This is a genomic window from Microbacterium azadirachtae, from assembly GCF_000956545.1.
Taxonomy (GTDB): domain Bacteria; phylum Actinomycetota; class Actinomycetes; order Actinomycetales; family Microbacteriaceae; genus Microbacterium; species Microbacterium azadirachtae.
The window spans coordinates 23,735-41,629 of the sequence record NZ_JYIT01000085.1 but is presented as its reverse complement, the minus strand read 5'-3'; the positions used below and the strand labels follow the sequence as shown (position 1 = coordinate 41,629).

Annotated in this window: 16 protein-coding genes; 7 read left to right on the top strand and 9 right to left on the bottom strand. The window is 71.6% G+C overall.

Going from position 1 to position 17,895, the window contains the following annotated elements; genetic code table 11:
• Positions 1-2 precede the first annotated feature (2 nt).
• Positions 3-899 (bottom strand): diacylglycerol/lipid kinase family protein, encoded by an 897-nt coding sequence (locus tag RL72_RS16255; protein ID WP_045251929.1) that lies wholly within the window; start codon positions 897-899, stop codon positions 3-5.
• Between the two features lie 4 nt (positions 900-903).
• On the bottom strand, positions 904-2,574 hold the full coding sequence (locus RL72_RS16250; protein WP_248700505.1) for an FAD-binding oxidoreductase: 1,671 nt from the start codon (positions 2,572-2,574) through the stop codon (positions 904-906).
• A 20-nt stretch (positions 2,575-2,594) separates the two neighbouring features.
• Here RL72_RS16250 and RL72_RS16245 point away from each other — a divergent pair, with 20 nt between their 5' ends.
• From RL72_RS16245 to RL72_RS16230, 4 genes are all read left to right on the top strand, one after another.
• The gene (locus RL72_RS16245; RefSeq protein ID WP_045251928.1) at positions 2,595-3,194 is read left to right on the top strand and encodes a TetR/AcrR family transcriptional regulator; all 600 of its coding nucleotides are present in this window, start codon (positions 2,595-2,597) and stop codon (positions 3,192-3,194) included.
• The gene (locus RL72_RS16240; RefSeq protein WP_045251927.1) at positions 3,191-4,717 is read left to right on the top strand and encodes a glycerol-3-phosphate dehydrogenase/oxidase; all 1,527 of its coding nucleotides are present in this window, start codon (positions 3,191-3,193) and stop codon (positions 4,715-4,717) included. Before RL72_RS16245 ends, RL72_RS16240 begins: the two co-directional genes overlap by 4 nt.
• 65 nt (positions 4,718-4,782) lie before the next feature.
• Complete coding sequence (locus RL72_RS16235; RefSeq protein ID WP_045251926.1) at positions 4,783-5,475, top strand: TetR/AcrR family transcriptional regulator; 693 nt, start codon at positions 4,783-4,785, stop codon at positions 5,473-5,475.
• Positions 5,472-6,047: a hypothetical protein gene (locus RL72_RS16230; RefSeq protein ID WP_045251925.1), complete on the top strand. Its 576-nt coding sequence runs from the start codon at positions 5,472-5,474 to the stop codon at positions 6,045-6,047. The genes RL72_RS16235 and RL72_RS16230 overlap by 4 nt, the downstream gene beginning before the upstream one ends.
• Positions 6,048-6,075: 28 nt before the next feature.
• Here the strand turns inward: RL72_RS16230 and dxs are convergent, their stop codons facing one another.
• Complete coding sequence (gene dxs, locus RL72_RS16225; RefSeq protein WP_045251924.1) at positions 6,076-8,058, bottom strand: 1-deoxy-D-xylulose-5-phosphate synthase; 1,983 nt, start codon at positions 8,056-8,058, stop codon at positions 6,076-6,078.
• A gap of 61 nt (positions 8,059-8,119) precedes the next feature.
• Positions 8,120-9,421 carry a citrate/2-methylcitrate synthase gene (locus RL72_RS16220; RefSeq protein ID WP_248700504.1) on the bottom strand — a complete coding sequence of 434 codons (1,302 nt, stop codon included), beginning with the start codon at positions 9,419-9,421 and terminating at the stop codon, positions 8,120-8,122.
• A gap of 129 nt (positions 9,422-9,550) precedes the next feature.
• Here RL72_RS16220 and RL72_RS16215 point away from each other — a divergent pair, with 129 nt between their 5' ends.
• A complete protein-coding gene (locus tag RL72_RS16215) occupies positions 9,551-10,714 on the top strand; it encodes a citrate synthase (RefSeq protein WP_156156825.1) in 1,164 nt (387 codons plus the stop codon).
• 177 nt (positions 10,715-10,891) lie between these two features.
• Here the strand turns inward: RL72_RS16215 and acnA are convergent, their stop codons facing one another.
• From acnA to dut, 4 genes are all read right to left on the bottom strand, one after another.
• On the bottom strand, positions 10,892-13,756 hold the full coding sequence (gene acnA / locus RL72_RS16210) for an aconitate hydratase AcnA (protein WP_175491173.1): 2,865 nt from the start codon (positions 13,754-13,756) through the stop codon (positions 10,892-10,894).
• Positions 13,757-13,871: 115 nt separating this feature from the next.
• Complete coding sequence (locus RL72_RS16205) at positions 13,872-14,657, bottom strand: DUF3159 domain-containing protein (protein ID WP_045251921.1); 786 nt, start codon at positions 14,655-14,657, stop codon at positions 13,872-13,874.
• Positions 14,654-15,262 carry a DUF3710 domain-containing protein gene (locus tag RL72_RS16200; RefSeq protein WP_045251920.1) on the bottom strand — a complete coding sequence of 203 codons (609 nt, stop codon included), beginning with the start codon at positions 15,260-15,262 and terminating at the stop codon, positions 14,654-14,656. The genes RL72_RS16205 and RL72_RS16200 overlap by 4 nt, the downstream gene beginning before the upstream one ends.
• On the bottom strand, positions 15,259-15,732 hold the full coding sequence (gene dut / locus RL72_RS16195) for a dUTP diphosphatase (protein ID WP_045251919.1): 474 nt from the start codon (positions 15,730-15,732) through the stop codon (positions 15,259-15,261). Before dut ends, RL72_RS16200 begins: the two co-directional genes overlap by 4 nt.
• 12 nt (positions 15,733-15,744) lie before the next feature.
• Between dut and RL72_RS16190 the strand changes: the two genes are divergently transcribed.
• The gene (locus RL72_RS16190; protein ID WP_045251918.1) at positions 15,745-16,242 is read left to right on the top strand and encodes a DUF3093 domain-containing protein; all 498 of its coding nucleotides are present in this window, start codon (positions 15,745-15,747) and stop codon (positions 16,240-16,242) included.
• 92 nt (positions 16,243-16,334) lie between these two features.
• Here RL72_RS16190 and RL72_RS16185 read toward each other — a convergent pair whose 3' ends face one another.
• Positions 16,335-16,628, bottom strand: coding sequence for a DUF4193 domain-containing protein (locus RL72_RS16185; protein WP_045251917.1), 294 nt, complete (start codon positions 16,626-16,628; stop codon positions 16,335-16,337).
• Between the two features lie 193 nt (positions 16,629-16,821).
• Here RL72_RS16185 and sepH point away from each other — a divergent pair, with 193 nt between their 5' ends.
• Entirely contained in the window at positions 16,822-17,886 is a 1,065-nt protein-coding gene (gene sepH / locus RL72_RS16180) for a septation protein SepH (protein ID WP_045251916.1), read from the top strand.
• The last annotated feature ends 9 nt before the right edge of the window (positions 17,887-17,895 follow it).

Below are 17,895 nucleotides of genomic sequence, written 5' to 3'. Positions count from 1 at the left end.
CCTCATTCCCCTTCCGGAACCATCATCGTCAGCGCGCCGGGACGCACGCGGATGGCGCACGCGCCCTCGACGATGCGCTCGCCGTCCGCGTACACCACGAGATCGTCGGCCTCGACCGAGATCTCCCGCACGCGGCGATGCGCGACCTCCCTGCGCTGCAGGTGCCGGCCGGTGAGCAGCAGCGGGAACAGGCGCACCAGCGTGCTGCGGTGCAGCGGCGCCACATGCACCACGTCGAGCAGGCCGTCGTCCGGGCGGGCCGCAGGGCTGATCGGCATCCCGCCGCCGTAGCTCGTCGTGTTCCCGACCGCGATGAGCGTGCCCGGCGCATCGTGCATCGCCTCGCCGTCGCACCCGAGCCGGAACCGCACGGGCCTCAGCCGGGCCAGCTCGATGAGGATCGCGAGGTAGTAGCGCGCGGCGCCGCGTGGCCACCGAAGCCGGTTGGTGCGGTCGCTGACCTTCGCATCGAAGCCGAGCGCGGCGACGGTGAGGAACGGTACCGTGCGCTCCGCGGTCACCACCTCTCCCACATCGATGCGACGCGGGATTCCGTGCAGGGCGATCCCTGCCGCCGCGGCCGCATCCTGCAGGGGCAGCGCCAAGGCTCGGGCCAGGTCGTTGCCGGTCCCCGCCGGCACCACGGCGAGCGGCACGCTCGCACCGGCGAGCTCCGGCAGGATCCCCGACACGGTCCCATCGCCTCCGACGACGACGAGCACGTCCGGCTGCTCGGCCAGCACGGCGGCGACGAGGGCCCGCGTCTCGGCGGCGGATGCCCCTGCGTGCCGCTGGACATCGGCGCCCGCGGCACGCAGCGCGGCGACGGCCGCGTCGGCAGCGGCGGCGCCGCGCCCCTTCCCGGAGCGTGGATTGGCGACGAGCGCGATCTTCGGCACTCGCCTATGCCTTCGTGCTCACGGGAGCGGGCGTCGCCGGCCCGAGCACCGCCCCGGGGTTCATCACGCCGTGGGGGTCGAGCTCGCGCTTGACGGCGGCGAGGATCCGGATCCCAGTCTCTCCGATCTCCTCGGAGAGCCACGGGGCGTGATCGCGGCCCACCGCGTGGTGATGGCTGATCGTCCCGCCTGCCGCCATGATGGCGTCGCCGACCCGGTGCTTGACACCCGCCCAGGCGGTGAGGGGATCGCTCCCGAGCGGTGCCAGCACGGTGAAGTACAGCGAGGCGCCGGTCGGATAGACGTGGGAGACATGGCACATCACGAACGCCTTGCGGCCGACCTCCGAGAAGCCGTCCTTGATCGCCGCGGTCACGGCCTCGCGCAGCGCCGGCAGCCGTGACCACGTCGTCGCCGTCTCCAGCGTCTCGCAGAAGACGCCGGCATCCAGCAGCGCGTCGCGCAGATAGGGACCGTCGAAGCGTGTGCGCAGCCAATCCTCGGCGGCGCCTTCGCCGAGCGACGTGCCTCCGGCTCCCTGCAGGAGCTCCGCGGTGCGTGCACGACGGCCTGCGACATCATCGCCCTCGAACACGGTCACCGCGCTCGCGCCCTTCGCGAGCGCCCGGCCGATCCTCCCCACCTGCGCGAGGCTCACGCCGGTCTCGGTCTCGTCCGAGAGGCGGATCACCGTGGGCCCTCCGCCGTGCTGGGCGACCGCGCGCAGGGCCGCCGCGCCCGTGGCGAAGTCGGGGAAGCTCCACGACTCCATGAGCCGTTCGGCGGGCACGGGATGCACCCGCACGCGCACCTCGGTGATCACGCCGAAGATCCCCTCCGACCCCAGGAACAGGCGGATCAGATCGGGGCCGGCGGCGCTCCCCGGCGCACGGCCGAGCTCCAGGTCTCCCGTCGGCGTCGCGACCCTGATCCCCGTGACCATCGCGTCGAAACGCCCGTATCCGGCCGAGTTCTGGCCCGAGGAACGCGCTGCGGCGAAGCCGCCGATCGTCGCGTAACGGAAGCTCTGGGGGTAGTGCCCGAGCTCCATGCCGTGCCCCGCCAGCAGCCGCTCGGCCTCAGGACCAGAGGTGCCGGCGGCGAGCACCGCCTCCGCGCTCACCGCGTCGTACTGCAGAAGCCCGCTCATCCGTCCGAGGTCGAGGCTGACGACGCCCCGGTGCGCGCCGCGCTCCGGCTCGAGCGCTCCGACGACGCTGGTGCCGCCGCCGAACGGGATGACGGCGAGGCCGCGCTCGGTCGCGATCCGCAGGCACGCGGCCACCTCGTCGTGCCCGGCCGGCTGCAGCACCGCATCCGGCGCCGACTGCGCGGTCTGCCTGCGTCGGAGAAGGTCGGGCGTGGATCTGCCGCCCGCATGCCGGATGCGGCTCTCTGCGTCCGTGCGCACATGCTGCGCCCCGAGCAGAGCTGTGAAGGCGGCGATGTCGTCCGGCGTCAGCGCGGTGGCCTCCACGTGCACGTCTTCGAGCACAGGCCCCGCGGGTGGGCGGCGCACGCGGCCCACCACGAGCGGCAGCAGCGATCGCACCGCGAACGGCAGGCTCTCCGCCCGGGCGGGATCGCCCCACCCGTCCCAGCGCATGGGCGCGGCCGGAGCGGACGCGACCTCGACGTTCCTGTCGTTCGGCGCCGTGCCGTTCTCGGGGGTCATGCGTTACAGTGTGACAGATCATGACAAAACGTCAAGCAACTCTCGCCGCGTCGCTGCCGAGCTGGGACGCGACGCAGACCAGGATCCTGGATGCCGCCGACGCACTCATCGCGATGCGCGGCGTGCGCGGCGTGACGATCGCCGAGCTCGCCCGCCGGGCCGGGGTCAGCCGCCCCACGATCTACCGGAACTGGTCCGACGCCGACGACGTGGTGCGCGCGGCCCTGCTGCGACGCGTGATCGGCATCCTCGCCGGATTCGACGAGCCGGCGACGACGCGCACCGCGATCGTCGACGACGTCTTCCGCTTCGCGGCGCGGTTCCGCGCAGACTCCGTCTACCGGCATCTGCTGGCGGAGGAGCCGGAGGCGTTCACCCGCTACACGCTCGAACGCGTGGGATCCAGCCAGCGCGCGATCCTCGCCTGGCTCGCCGCGGCGATCGACGCCGCACAGGACGACGGCTCCGTGCGCCGCGACGACCCGCAGGCCATGGCCGTGATGATGCTGCTCATCACCCAGTCGGCGCTGCTCTCGCACAGCACCGTGAGCGAGCTCATCGACGAGGCCTCCTGGGAGCGGGAACTGCGGGCCGCGCTGGAAGGGCTGCTCCGGCCGTGACCGGGTCTGCGATGCTCGACGCCGTGCGCCGCCGCCGCGAGCTCGCGCTCGCCGCCGAGCAGACCGCCGATCTGCTCGTGGTCGGCGGGGGCATCACCGGCGTGGGCGTGGCCCTCGACGCCGCGTCCCGCGGGCTGAGCGTGGTGCTCATCGAGGCCGAGGATCTCGCCTTCGGCACGAGCCGGTTCAGTTCGAAGCTCGTGCACGGCGGCCTGCGCTATCTCGCGACCGGTGACGTCGCGACGGCTCGCGAGAGCGCGACCGAGCGGCATCTGCTCATGACCCGGATCGCCCCTCACCTGATCCGCCCCCTGGCTCAGCTGCTTCCCTTCTCCCCCGCCGTGACAGCCCGCCAGCGCGCCACGGGCGCCGTCGGCTTCGCGCTCGGCGACCTCCTGCGGCTCCGGGCGGGCACCGCACGCTCGATCCTGCCGGCACCGCACCCGGTCAGCGCCCGGACCGCACGGCGCCTGGTGCCGGCGCTGGATCCGGCGCGGCTCCGCGGAGCCGTGCTGGCGGCGGACGGTCAGCTCGTCGACGACGCGCGGCTGGTCGTGGCGGTCGCGCGCACCGCGGCGGCGCGGGGCGCACGGATCCTCACCCGCACGCGGGCGCTCTCGCTGCATGGTCGCGGCGCACGGGTCGAGGATGCGCTCTCCGGGGAGACCTTCGATCTCCGCGCACGCGCGGTCGTGAACGCCACGGGCGTCTGGGCCGGCGAGCTCGATGACACGATCCGGATGCGACCGAGCCGCGGCACCCACATCGTGCTCGACGCCGCCGATCTCGGCGACCCGACGGCCGCGCTCACGCTGCCGCATCCCGGCTCGATCAGCCGCTTCGTGTTCGCCCTCCCGCAGCAGCTCGGGCGCGTCGTCGTCGGACTTACCGACGAGGACGCACCGGGACCGGTGCCCGCCGTCGCCGCGCCGACCGAGTCCGAGATCCGCTTCCTGCTCGACACGCTCAACCGCGGTCTACGGGCGCCGATCCGGCGGGATCAGGTACGCGGCGCCTATGCCGGACTCCGCCCACTGGTCGACACGGGAGCGGAGACCACCGCGGACATCTCGCGGCGGCATCTCGTCGCCGTCTCGGAGGGCGGTTTCGTCAACGTGCTCGGCGGGAAGCTCACCACCTACCGCCGCATGGCGCAGGACGCGGTCGATCGCGCCATCGGGCTGGCGGACCTCTCGGCGGGCCCCTGCCGCACCGCCTCGCTGCCTCTCGTCGGCGCGATCGCCGCACCGACGGCGCCCGCCCGCGCCCTGGACTGGCGCTACGGCGCCGAAGCCGGACGCGTCCTCGCACGAGCGCGCTGTCTCGAGCCCGCCACGCCCATCGCCCCGGGGATCGACGTCACGCGGGCCGAGGTCGAGTTCGCGGTGCGCGCGGAGGGCGCGCTCACCGCCGATGACGTGCTCGACCGCCGCACCCGGATCGGGCTGGTCGACGACGACCGCGCGCGGGCGCAGGACTCCGTCGCCGCCCTCGTCGCCGAGACGCTCGCCGACCTCGGCTGAGCTCCCGCCCCGGTACACGGTTCCCACCGTTGGACGTGTCCGCCATCCGGCGCTAGTCTTTGAACATGTTCAGTTCTGAGAAGGACAATCCCCAGAAGCCGCTGACGCCCAAGGCGGAGGCGACGCGGGCACGGATCCGGGACGCGGCGATGGCATCCTTCGTCGAACGCGGCTACCCCGACACGACCATCCGCCTCATCGCCAAGGAGGCCGGGGTCTCGGTCGGCAACGCGTACTACTACTTCCCTTCCAAGGAGCACCTGGTCCAGGATCTGTACGACCAGCAGCAGCGCGATCACGGCGACGCGGCACGGCCGCGCCTCGCCGGCACGACGGGCCTCGTGGACCGCCTGCGCGTGTTCTTCGAGACGGGCCTGGAGACCGTGAGCGCCTACCGCGCCGTCGCCCCCGGATTCCTCAGCGCGATGGTCTCCCCCGACTCCCCCATCAACCCGCTGTCCGTGGAGTCGTCACCCGCCCGCGACATGACGATCGGGCTCCTGAAGGAGGTCGTCGAGGGCGCCTCGCATCGCGTCCCCGACGACATCGCGGAGCGCCTCCCCGCGGCCATCTTCCCCATGTACCTGGCGCTCATCCTGCGATGGACCTATGACGAGTCCCCCGACCAGGCGAAGACCGCTCGCCTCCTGGACACGGGCCTGCGGCTCTTCGCCGTCGCTCTCCCGTTCCTGCGCGTCCCGGGCGTGCGCGGCGTCACCCGCGACCTCCTCGACCAGATCGCGGACGTGCGGCCATGAGCATCGACGAGGCGGCTCCGCCGCGCACGGCCACGAAGCCCATGGCGTTCGACTCCGGCGAGTTCGCCGCCGGTGCGGCACGGGCCGTCGCCCTGCACCTCGCCCTCTTCCTGATCCTCTCGGGGCTGGCGAGCCTCGTCATGGGGATGTTCCACGACGGGCCGTCGATCGAGGTCTTCCTCTCTGCGCTCTCCGGATCGATCGGGCTCGTGCTCTTCGTCGGCGTCTACGCCGTCCCCATCAGCCTCATCGCCACGGTGCTCGGCATCCTCCCCGCGCTTCTGCTCGGGCAAGTCATGGTCCGGGTCCGGACTTTCCGCACTCACGTGCTCGTCTGGTGCGCATTCGGCGTCGTCTTCTCGGGCGCCGTCTCGCTCGCCGTCTCGCATCTCCTGTTCCGGGACCAGCCCAGCCTGATGAGCGCGTTCCTCGTCACCGGCTTCCTCTCCGGCAGCGCGGCCATCCCGCTCGCATGGGCGAGAACCGCGTCCATCGCGCTGCGCGCCGACCAGGGAATCACGACGCGGCCCTGGTTCCGCCGCCGGCGGCGAACCACGTCTGCCGTTCGGTGAGCCCGGAGAGCGCCTGACGGCAGCCGCCTCAGAGCCGCCTGGGCTCTTCGGCCTCGGTGTCAACGGTGCGGCCGGCGACGATCTCGACTGTGCCGGTGTGCAGGGGCACCTCTCCCGTGGGCCGCGCGATGGGCACACGGGTTCCGAGCACCTGCGCGACCACGTCCTGCGCGATCTTGCCCGCGGTGAGTCCGGCGTCCTCGAGGATCTGCTCGCGGCTCGCGTGATCGATGTACGCATCGGGAAGGCCCAGCTCGTCGACCGCCGTGTCGATGCCCGCCTCGCGCAGCACCTGACGCACGCGCGTGCCGACGCCGCCGACGCGGATCCCGTCCTCGAGCGTGATCACCAGGCGGTGCCGGGCCGCCAGCTCCACCACGGACGGCTGCACCGGGATCGCCCAGCGCGGGTCGATCACGGTCGCGCCGATGCCCTGGGCTTTGAGTCGCTCCGCCACGTCCAGCGCGAGCGTCGCGAACGGCCCGATGCCGACGAGCAGCACGTCCTCGCCCTCGCCGCGGGACAGCACGTCCACCCCGTCGTGCAGGCGCTCCAGGGCGGGGATCTCCGGCGTCACCGCCCCCTTGGGGAATCGGATGACGGTCGGCGCATCGTCGACCGCGACGGCCTCCTCGAGCTCCTCGCGCAGACGCGCGCCGTCCCGCGGTGCCGCGATCCTGATGCCCGGGACGATCTGCAGCATCGACAGGTCCCACAGGCCGTGGTGGCTGGGCCCGTCGGGGCCGGTGACGCCGGCGCGATCCAGGATGAACGTGACGCCCGCGCGATGCAGGCCGACATCCATGAGCACCTGGTCGAACGCTCGCCCCATGAAGGTCGCATAGAGGGCCACGACCGGATGCAGGCCGCCGTACGCGAGTCCCGCCGCCGCCGTGACGGCGTGCTGCTCGGCGATGCCGACATCGTAGACGCGGTCGGGGAAGCGCTCCGCGAACGGGGCCAGCCCCGTGGGGCGCAGCATCGCCGCAGTCATCGCGATGACGTTCGGCGTGCGCCCGCCGACGTCCACCAGCGCCTCGGCGAAGACGTCGGTCCAGCCCGTCCCGGATGCGGCGAGCGGCGCGCCGGTCTTCGGATCGATCTTGTTGACGGCGTGGAACTGGTCGGCCTCGTCGTCGAGCGCCGGCTGATAGCCGCGGCCCTTCTCGGTGATGACGTGCACGATGACCGGCGCGCCGAAGTCCTTCGCGAGCTGCAGCGTCTCGGTGAGCGCCTGGATGTCGTGCCCGTCGACGGGCCCCAGGTACTTGATGTCGAGGTTCGAGTAGAGCTCCTCGTTGTTCGAGAAGCGGGAGAGGAAGCCGTGCGTGCCGCCGCGCACGCCGCGGTAGAACGCGCGCCCGAGTGGTCCGAAGGCGCGGAAGAACCGATCCGACTTCTGATGGAGATCGCGGTAGACCCCTGCGGTGCGCACGCGGTTCATGTAGCGCGCCATCCCGCCGATCGTCGGCGCGTACGAGCGGCCGTTGTCGTTCACGACGATCACGAGGTTGCGCTCGTTGTCGTCGGAGATGTTGTTGAGCGCCTCCCAGGTCATGCCGCCCGTGAGCGCACCGTCACCGACGACGGCGACCACGTGGCGGTCCGCCCGGCCGGTCGCCGTGAACGCCCGGGAGATGCCGTCCGCCCAGCTGAGCGAGCTGGAGGCGTGGGAGGACTCGACCACGTCGTGGGCGCTCTCCGAGCGCTGCGGGTATCCAGCGAGTCCGCCGCGCGAGCGCAGGGCGGAGAAGTCCTGCCGACCCGTCAGCAGCTTATGCACGTAGGACTGGTGACCCGTGTCGAAGATGATCGGGTCCTCGGGCGAGGAGAACACGCGGTGCAGCGCGATGGTCAGCTCGACGACGCCCAGGTTCGGACCCAGGTGCCCGCCGGTGCGCGCGACGTTCTCGATCAGGAAGGAACGGATCTCGGCCGCGAGCTCCGTGAGCTGGTCGGGGGTCAGCCGGTCGAGGTCACGGGGACCGGAGATGCCGGGAAGGATCGCCACCGTATCTGCCTCCTGAAGCGAATCGGATGCACCGGACCAGGGTCCGCCGCACCGATCCAGCCTACCGAGCTATGTTGCCGGGCTGCTGGAGATCCGCCGCATCCGGGCCGACGTAGTGGCCGATCGGCCGCAGACGCAGAGGGGCTCGGCCGTACTCGTCCTGCGCATGCACGCACCATCCCGCCGATCGAGCGACCGCGAACACGATCTCCCCCGCGTCGGGCGGCATGTCCCATGCGAGCGCGATCGTCGCGAGCGCCAGATCCACGGTCGGGAGCAGCCCGGTGCGGGTGCGCACGACGTCGATGACCTCCTCGGCGACCTCCCACGCCGATTCGGCGCGCGGATCCCCGGTCTCCCGCAGAGCCCGGAGCAGGAGCCTGCCACGGGGATCGCCGCCGGGGTAGAGCGGCTGTCCGAAGCCGGGGACGCCCGCACCGCCGAGCCGCGTGGCCGTCGCGATCGCCGCCGTGACGTCGGCGCCCGCCCGCACGGCGCTCAGGAGGGCGTGCACGGACGCGCTGGCAGCACCGTGCAGGGCGGAGTCGAGGGCTCCGAATCCGGCGGTCACCACCGCGTAGGGATGGGCGCGCGCCGAGGCGGCCGCACGTGCAGCGAGCGTGGAGACGGCCATGTCGTGGTCCACGAGCAGCACGAGTGCCGCATCCAGCACTCGCACGCGCTCGGCGGTCGCCGGCAGGGCGCTCAGACGCGGCCAGAGTCGCGCGGCCAGCGGAGTGCTTCCTCCCGCGTCGTCGCGCTCGACGGCGTCCGAGGGGGCCGCCGACGGCAGGGCGTCGACGAGCCCCGCCACGAGCCGCCGGGCGACGCGCGCCACCGTCTCCGGTCGCAGGTCGTATCGCTCCGGATCGCCCGCGGCGAGGGCCGCCACGATCGCGAGCAGCCGACTGAACGCCGGCGACTCCGGCGGCAGTGCGGCGACGACCGCACGAGCGGCGTCGCGGTCGGCCGAGCGGAGAGGTCGCGGATCGGGCAGCGGGAGCGCGGTGCGTTCGAACAGCCAGCGCACCACGCCGTCGAATCGCGGCGCCTCCCCCGGTGGGGCGATCAGCTCGTCGATGGGCACGCCCCGGATCCACAGCTCGCCGTCCTCGATCAGCGCGATGTCCGTATCGATCACGGCGAGGGGACTCCCGTCCGCGCCCGCGGCTCGCGCGCCCCCGTGCGACGGCGAGGTCGTCCTCCGGCGGGTGCGGGCGAAGCGCTCGACCTCCAGGGGATCGAAGAGCGAGCCGTGCGCCGCGCGCTCGCGGGAGATCAGCCCGCGGGACACATACGCGTACAGCGTCTCGGTCCGCACGCCGAGGCGGGCGGCGGCCTGTGCGGCGGTGAGCTGATCCACGGCGGTCCTCCTCGTTGATCCGATCAACATTGACGATATCCGGATCCATGTCGGATCGTGAGCACAGGGCCGCAACGCGGCCCGCAGAGCAGTGAGCCGCCACCCGCGACTCGCCAGAGAGGAGCCGACATGGCCATCACCATCGATCGCAACGACACGCAGCTCATCGACGTCCCCCGAGGCCTCACCAACGTCGTCGTCGCGGAGACGCGCATCGGCGATGTGCGCGGCGCCGAGGGCTTCTTCCACTACCGTGGCGTCTCCGGCGTGGAGCTCGCCGCCGACGCGCGCTTCGAGGACGCCTGGCATCTGGTCGCGCTCGGCGCCCTGCCCGCCGACGACTCGGGCGCAGGCCGGTGGCGCACGCGCACGGCCGCGGCCCGCCGAATCCCCGCGCCCGTGTCGGAGACACTTCCGTCGATCGCGCGCTCGGGCCTGGATGCCATGGCACAGCTGCGCACGGCGCTCGCTCTCGTCTCCGCGGCCGACGGGCGGCGCCCGCTCTACGACGAGGACGAGTCGGAGCGCGTCGACGACGCGGTCCGCCTCGCGGCCGTGGCGCCGGCGCTCATCGCGGCACTGCACCGCCTGGGACGGGGCCTGGATCCGCTCGCCCCCGATCCCGTGCTCGATCCCATCGGCGACTATCTGCGGATGCTCCTCGGCAGCACGCCCGACGCACGTCTGGTCACCGCTCTCGGCACCTACCTGACGGCCGCGATCGACCATGGATTCAACGCCTCCACGTTCACCGCGAGAGTGATCGCCTCCACCGGAGCCGATCTCGCCTCGTGCGTCGGCGGAGCGCTCGGGGCGCTCGCCGGACCTCTGCACGGCGGCGCGCCGGCGCGCACCCTCGACATGCTCGACGAGATCGGCTCCCCCGATCGCGCCGAGGCCTGGGTGCGCGACAGGGTGCACCACGGCGGCCGCATCATGGGGTTCGGCCACGCCGTGTACCGCACGGAGGACCCGCGGTCACGGCTGCTCCGGGGCGTCGCGCAGCGACTGCGCTCGGACGGGCTCGCCTCGGATCGCGTCGACCTCGCCGTGACCGTCGAGCAGACCGTGCTCCGGGTGCTCGACGAGCTCAAGCCCGGTCGATCGCTGCGCACGAACGTCGAGCTCTATGCGGCGGTCGTGATGGAGGCATGCGGGATCCCCCGGGAGCTGTTCACGCCCACCTTCGCGTCCGCCCGCCTCATCGGGTGGGGCGCACACGCCTGCGAGCAGGTGCAGGACGGCAAGATCCTGCGCCCGTCGTCCCGCTACGTGGGGCCGGCGGCCGGCTGATCCCCGCGGTACGACGGGCCGCGACGCCTGCAGCATCGCGCAACGTCTGCAGGTGCGAATCCCGATTCGGGCCCTGCATCCGTCGCACCGTCCTGCAGACGTCGCACCGGAGACGCAGCGAGGGACGAGAACGGGGCCGATTCCCGAAGGAACCGGCCCCGTCGTCGTGCTCGCGGATCAGACCAGCGAGCGCAGCACGTACTGCAGGATGCCGCCGTTGCGGTAGTAGTCGGCCTCTCCGGGGGTGTCGATGCGGACGACCGCGTCGAACTCGACCGTCTGCTTGCCCTCGGGCGAGAACTCGCTCGGAGCGGCGGTCACGCGGACCGTCTTCGGCGTGGTGCCCTCGTTGAGCTCCTCGAGGCCCGCGATCGAGACGATCTCGGTGCCGTCCAGGCCCAGCGACTCCCAGGACTCGCCCGCGGGGAACTGCAGCGGGACGACGCCCATGCCGATGAGGTTCGAGCGGTGGATGCGCTCGAAGCTCTCGGTGATCACAGCCTTCACGCCGAGGAGGTTGGTGCCCTTCGCCGCCCAGTCACGGGAGGAACCGGATCCGTACTCCTTGCCTCCGAAGATCACCAGCGGAGTGCCCTGCGCCTGGTAGTTCTGCGAGGCGTCGAAGATGTACGCCTGCGGACCGCCCGGCTGGGTGAAGTCGCGGGTGTAGCCGCCCTCGATCTGCTGGCCGTCGTTGACGGCCTTGACCAGTGCGTTCTTCAGACGGATGTTGGCGAACGTGCCGCGGATCATGACCTCGTGGTTGCCACGACGCGAGCCGTAGGAGTTGAAGTCCTTCTGCGCGACGCCGTGCTCCGTGAGGTACTGCGCGGCGGGGGTGCCCGCCTTGATGTTGCCGGCCGGCGAGATGTGGTCGGTGGTGACCGAGTCGCCGAGGGTCGCCAGCACGCGGGCGCCGGCGATGTCGGTGACGGGCGCCGGGGTGCGCTCCATGCCGTCGAAGTACGGCGCCTTGCGCACGTAGGTCGAGTCGGCGTCCCACTCGAAGACCGGTCCGGTCGGGGTGGGCAGGCTGGTCCAGCGCTCGTCGCCGTCGAAGACCGTCGCGTACTGCTTGATGAACTGGTCGCGCGAGATCGACGAGTCGATGATCTGCTGCACCTCGGCGGGGTCGGGCCAGACGTCCTTCAGGAACACCTCGTTGCCCTCGCCGTCGGTGCCGAGCGCCTGGGTGTCGAAGTCGAAGTTCATCGATCCGGCGAGGGCGTAGGCCACCACCAGCGGCGGGCTGGCGAGGTAGTTCATCTTGACGTCGGGGCTGATCCGGCCCTCGAAGTTGCGGTTGCCCGACAGCACCGCGGTGACGGCGAGGTCGTTCTCGTTGATCGCGGCCGAGACCTCGTCGATCAGCGGACCGGAGTTGCCGATGCAGATCGTGCAGCCGTAGCCGACGGTGTAGAAGCCCAGGCCCTCCAGATCCTTGTCGAGACCCGACTTCTCGTAGTAGTCGGTGACGACCTTGGATCCGGGGCCCAGCGTGGTCTTGACCCACGGCTTCTGCTTCAGGCCCTTGGCCAGGGCGTTGCGCGCGAGCAGGCCGGCGGCGATCATGACCGACGGGTTCGACGTGTTGGTGCACGACGTGATGGCCGCGAGCGTGACCGCACCGTTGTCGAGGATGTACTTCTGCCCGTCCGGGGTGGTGACCTTGACCGGCTTGGAGGCGACCTTCGGCGAGCCGGAGGAGAGCGTCGGGATCTCGTTGGTCTCGACCTCCTCGCCCGGCACGGAGCCCGGGTCGGAGGCCGGGAAGGATCCGGCGTCCGCGACGTCGATGGGGCCGGTCGCGTAGTTCAGGATGTCCTTCTCGAACTGCGCCTTCGACTCCGAGAGCAGGATGCGGTCCTGCGGGCGCTTCGGGCCCGCGATGGACGGCACCACGGTCGAGAGGTCGAGCTCGAGGTACTCGCTGAAGCTGGGCTCGTTCGCGGCATCGTGCCAGAGCGACTGCTCCTTCGCGTACGCCTCCACGAGGGCGACGGCCTGCTCGTCGCGACCGGTGAGACGCAGGTAGTCGAGCGTGACGTCGTCGATCGGGAAGATCGCCGCGGTCGAGCCGAACTCCGGCGACATGTTGCCGATCGTGGCGCGGTTGGCGAGCGGCACCGAGGCGACGCCGGCGCCGTAGAACTCGACGAACTTGCCGACCACGCCGTGCTGGCGCAGCATGTCGGTGATCGTCAGCACGACATCGGTCGCGGTGACGCCCGCCGGGATCTCGCCGGTGAGCTTGAAGCCGACGACGCGCGGGATGAGCATCGAGACCGGCTGGCCGAGCATCGCGGCCTCGGCCTCGATGCCGCCGACGCCCCAGCCCAGCACGCCGAGGCCGTTGACCATGGTGGTGTGCGAGTCGGTGCCGACGCAGGTGTCGGGGTATGCGCGGAGCACGCCGTTCACCGTGCGGTCGTAGATGACCTTGGCGAGGTGCTCGATGTTCACCTGGTGGACGATGCCGGTGCCCGGCGGCACGACCTTGAAGTCGTCGAACGCGGTCTGGCCCCAGCGGAGGAACTGGTAGCGCTCGCCGTTGCGCTCGTACTCGATCTCGACGTTGCGCTCGATCGCGTCCGGACGGCCGAACAGGTCGGCGATGACGGAGTGGTCGATGACCATCTCGGCCGGAGAGAGCGGGTTGATCTTGTTCGGGTCGCCGCCGAGAGCCGTGACGGCCTCGCGCATGGTGGCGAGGTCGACGATGCAGGGCACGCCGGTGAAGTCCTGCATGACCACGCGGGCCGGCGTGAACTGGATCTCGGTGTCCGGCTGGGCGGCCGGATCCCAGGAGCCGAGCGCCTCGATCTGGGCCTTCGTGACGTTCGCGCCGTCTTCGGTGCGAAGCAGGTTCTCGAGGAGGACCTTGAGGCTGAACGGGAGCTTCTCGAAGCCCGGGACCGTGTCGATCCGGAAGATCTCGTAGTCGGTGCTGCCGACCGTCAGGGTGCTCTTGGCACCGAAGCTGTTCACCGTGGACACGGATCCGTCTCCTTCTGTTCGGATGGAAGCGACAGGCGACTCCATCTTGCTCGCCCGCTCCCCCGCGCGGCTAGCAAGGCGGGCCTTACCAGTGTGCGCTTCGGTGCGTGTGAGCGAAAGGTGTCGATTTATCTTGACGTCGAGATAAATCTAACACGTCTCAGGAGGTCGGATCGGCCTTCTCGGCAACCGTGTCGGCCTTCGCCTCCGGCGGATAGAGCGCCCTCACCACGAGCCAGGTGAGCGCCACCATGGGGGCGAACAACGGCAGCCCCATCACGAGCTTCAGAGTGCCCAGAGCCTGCACGTTGCCGGCGAAGTAGAGAGGAAGCTGCACCGCGAGGCGGGCGAAGAAGAGCGCCGCCCACGCGACCGTGAGCCAGAAGAAGGCGCGACGCTTGCGGACGTCCTGCCGCCAGCCGCGCACGTCGCCCATCAGGAAGCCGGCCGCGAGCCCGATGAGGGCCCAGCCGACGAGCGCCGAGATCAGCAGCACCGCGCCGTATGCGGCGTTCGTGAAGAACCCAGGGACGAAGTTGTCCTGGCCGCGACCGGTCCACAGGGCGAGCCCGGCGGCGACGGCTACGGCGACGAGCCCGCCGATCGCGGAGGCGGCGGGCGAACGCTGCAGCAGCCGGATCACGGAGAAGACGGCGGCCAGGCCGACCGAGACGACGAGGGAGAGCCAGAGCGGATCCGGGCGCAGGGTGTAGATGACGAGGAACGCCGCGCTGGGCAGCACCGACTCCAGCACTCCGCGCCAGCCGCCCATCGCACTCCACACGACGCGGCCGGTGCTCGCTCCCGAGTTCGGGTCGATGCCGAGGCGCTGGGCCGCGCCGCCGAGCGCCGCCCCCAGGCTCTGCACCGCGTCGACGGGAGGCGGCGGCGCGTACTGCTCCGACGCCGGCTCGGACGACTGCTCCGGCTCCCCGGAGGTGCTCACGCGGTGCCGGGGGCCGCGGGCATCCGCAGCGGGATCAGGTCTCGCGGCGGCATCGGGGCGCCCCCGCGCACGACCACGATCGAGCGGAACAGGTCTTCCACGGCCGCGGCGGCCGTGTCGTCCGACGTCGCCGCGCCGCCGATCACCCCGCGCAGGAACCAGCGCGGCCCGTCGACTCCCACGAAGCGCGCCAGGCGGGTGACCGCGGTGTCGCCGGCGACGGCAGGGATCTCCGCGAGCAGCTCGGCCCCCAGGGCACCCTCGCGCTCGGTGACCGTGCCGCCCTGCTGCGAGATCTGCTCCTGGATCTGGGCGCGGGTCTCATCCCACAGCCCGCTCGAGCGCGGCGCGGCGAACGGCTGCACCTGCAGCGTGGAGTCGGCGTAGTCCAGACCGACGGCGACGATGCGCTGCGTCTGCTCCTCCACCTCGAGGCGCAGGTTCAGGCCCTCGCGCGGCAGGATCTTGATCGCGCCGAGGTCGATGTACGGGCGGACCGGGTTCGCCTCGCTCTCGTCGAACGGGCCGTCCACCGCGCGGTCACGGACGGGCACCGGTGCGGCGTCGTCGACGGGCTCGATGCGGGACGTGCTGTCGTCAGTCATGCGTTCTCCTCCGCGCCGACGGTGCCGGCGCTCTGCGTCTGATAGCCGGTGGATCCGAACCCTCCCGCACCGCGCGCAGACTCGTCGAGGGTGGAGACCGGGATGAACCGGGCTCGCGTGACGGGCATGACGATCAGCTGGGCGATGCGATCACCGACCGCGACATCGTACGCCGCGTCGCTGTCCGTGTTCAGGAGACTCACCTTGATCTCGCCACGGTATCCGGCGTCGACCGTGCCCGGCGCGTTGACCACGGTGATGCCGTGCTTGGCCGCGAGCCCGCTGCGGGGCACCACGAACGCGGCGAACCCGTCGGGCAGAGCGATGCTCACGCCGGTTCCGACGAGAGCGCGCTGACCGGGCTCGAGGCGCACGGCCTCCGTCGACACGAGGTCGGCGCCGGCGTCTCCGGGGTGGGCGTAGACGGGAGGCTCGGGCGCGATAATGGGAACGTCCACGGATTCGGTCACGGAAAGAGGCTAATGCAGAACGCTCCGGGCGAAGCCCGCCCCGCAACGGTCGCCGTCCGCTATCGCGAGCGTCTCGCGCCGAGCCTGTGGCTGTTCCTGGCGGCGGCGCTCGGCGGTCCGATGCTCGCCCTCGTGTTCGTGCCGGCGGGATCCGCCGTCGCGCTCGTGATCGGCGTCGTCGCGACGATCGCCATCATCGCGCTCATGATTCTCGGCTCCCCCCGCGTCGAGGTGGACGGCCGGCTGCTCCGCGCCGGTCGCGCCTGGATCGACGCGTCCTGGCTGGGCGAGCCCGAGATCCGCACCGGCGAGGAGGCGCGCCAGGCGCGCGGCCCCGCGCTCCCGGCGCGCGGCTGGCACCTCATCCGCGGAGGGATCGACGGGGTGGTGGTCGTCCCGAACATCGACCCGGCGGATCCGGCGCCGAGCTGGACGATCTCCACGCGCACTCCCGACCGGCTCGCAGCGGCGATCGACGCGGCCAGGGCTGCCGCCACGACGTCTGCCTGACCGGACGCCGCCGTCCCGGGCGACGCACGCGGCCCGGAAACGCAGAACGCGCCCGGAACCGATCAGGTCCGGGCGCGAGCAGCGTCGAGATGTCAGGCCGCGCACTCCTTGCAGATGGGGCCTGCAGCGTCCTCGTGGTCGAGCTGCGAACGGTGCTTCACGAGGAAGCAGCTGACACAGGTGAACTCGTCCTCCTGAGGGGGCAGCACGACGACGTCGAGCTCGACGTCGGAGAGGTCTGCACCGGGGAGGTCGAACCCACCGGGGTTGTCCGAGTCCTCGACATCGATCGATCCCGACAGCTTGTCGGGGACGCGCTCCTTGAGAGCCTCGATGGACTCGCTCTCGTCTTCGCTCTTGCGCGGGGCGTCGTAATCGGTTGCCATGGATCTCCACTTTCATCCTGCGAGTGGCGGGAGCCGGGGGTGTTCGGCGGCCCATAGTTTGCATGACGCGCGTTCAAATCGCAAATGCCACTCGGTCCACCCCATCCGAACTCACGGCGCGCCCACGATATTCCCTGCAGCGGCGCCCTGCCGTGACACCATGAATCGACACTCATCCTGAGGGGCTGAAGCCATGGAACACGTCACGATCGTCGGCGCAGAGGACGACGTCCTCGTCCTCGCCACCGAGTCGGGAGAGCGATTCGCGCTGCCCATCGACGAGGTGCTGCGCACCGAACTGCGCCGGGCCAAGGCCGGCCGTGAGGAGAAGCCCGCTCCCCTCGCCGCGAGCCCTCGAGAGATCCAGGCGCACATCCGCGCGGGGATGTCGGCCGCCGAGGTCGCCGAGGTGCTCGGCGTCGACCTCGACGTCGTGCAGCGATTCGAGAGCCCGGTGCTCGCCGAGCGCGAGCACATCGTGGGCCAGGCCCTCGCGGTCCCGGTGCTGATCGGCAGCGAGGTCGAGCCCGACGCCCAGCCCACTTTCGGCGTGGCGATCCGGGCGAAGCTCGCCGAGCTCGCCGCGACCGACGAGCGCTGGGCGAGCTGGAAGGACGACAGCGGCTGGATCGTCAAGCTCGAGTTCTCGGCGAACGACGTCGACCACGACGCGCGCTGGAGCTTCGACCCGCGCCGCAGCGCGCTCGCGCCGCTCAACGCCGACGCCACGCAGCTCTCCCGGCAGGGCTCTCTGCCCGAGGGCCTGATCCCGCGACTGCGCGCCCTGGACACGGAGCGCCCGTCGCCCTACAAGGACGAGACGCGCTTCGACTCGGGCGCATTCGGACCGCGCCTCGTGCCGTCGCCCGCAGAGCCTGCCGACGTCGCGGAGCAGCCCGCCGCCTCGGAGGCGCCCGAGCCGCGGTCGGCCCGCCACCCGCAGTCCTCCTCGAACGCGCAGGAGGCGGCCACCCGGAGCGCGACCTTCGCCCCGGCCACCCCCTCCGACACGGCGGATCTGCTGGAGGCCCTGCGCCGCCGTCGCGGACAGCGCGAGGCTCGCCCCACGGTCGAGGAGGAGACGGACGACTCCCGCCCGCTCGCCTTGTTCGACGCGCTCGAGCCCGGGTACGAACCGGAGCCCGAGCCCGAGGAGGCCGCACCCGCGTCGATGGACAGCGACTCGGGCTCGCGCCGCCGTCGGCGGGGAATGCCGTCCTGGGACGAGATCGTGTTCGGAGCGCGCAGCGAGGACTGACCCGCCCCG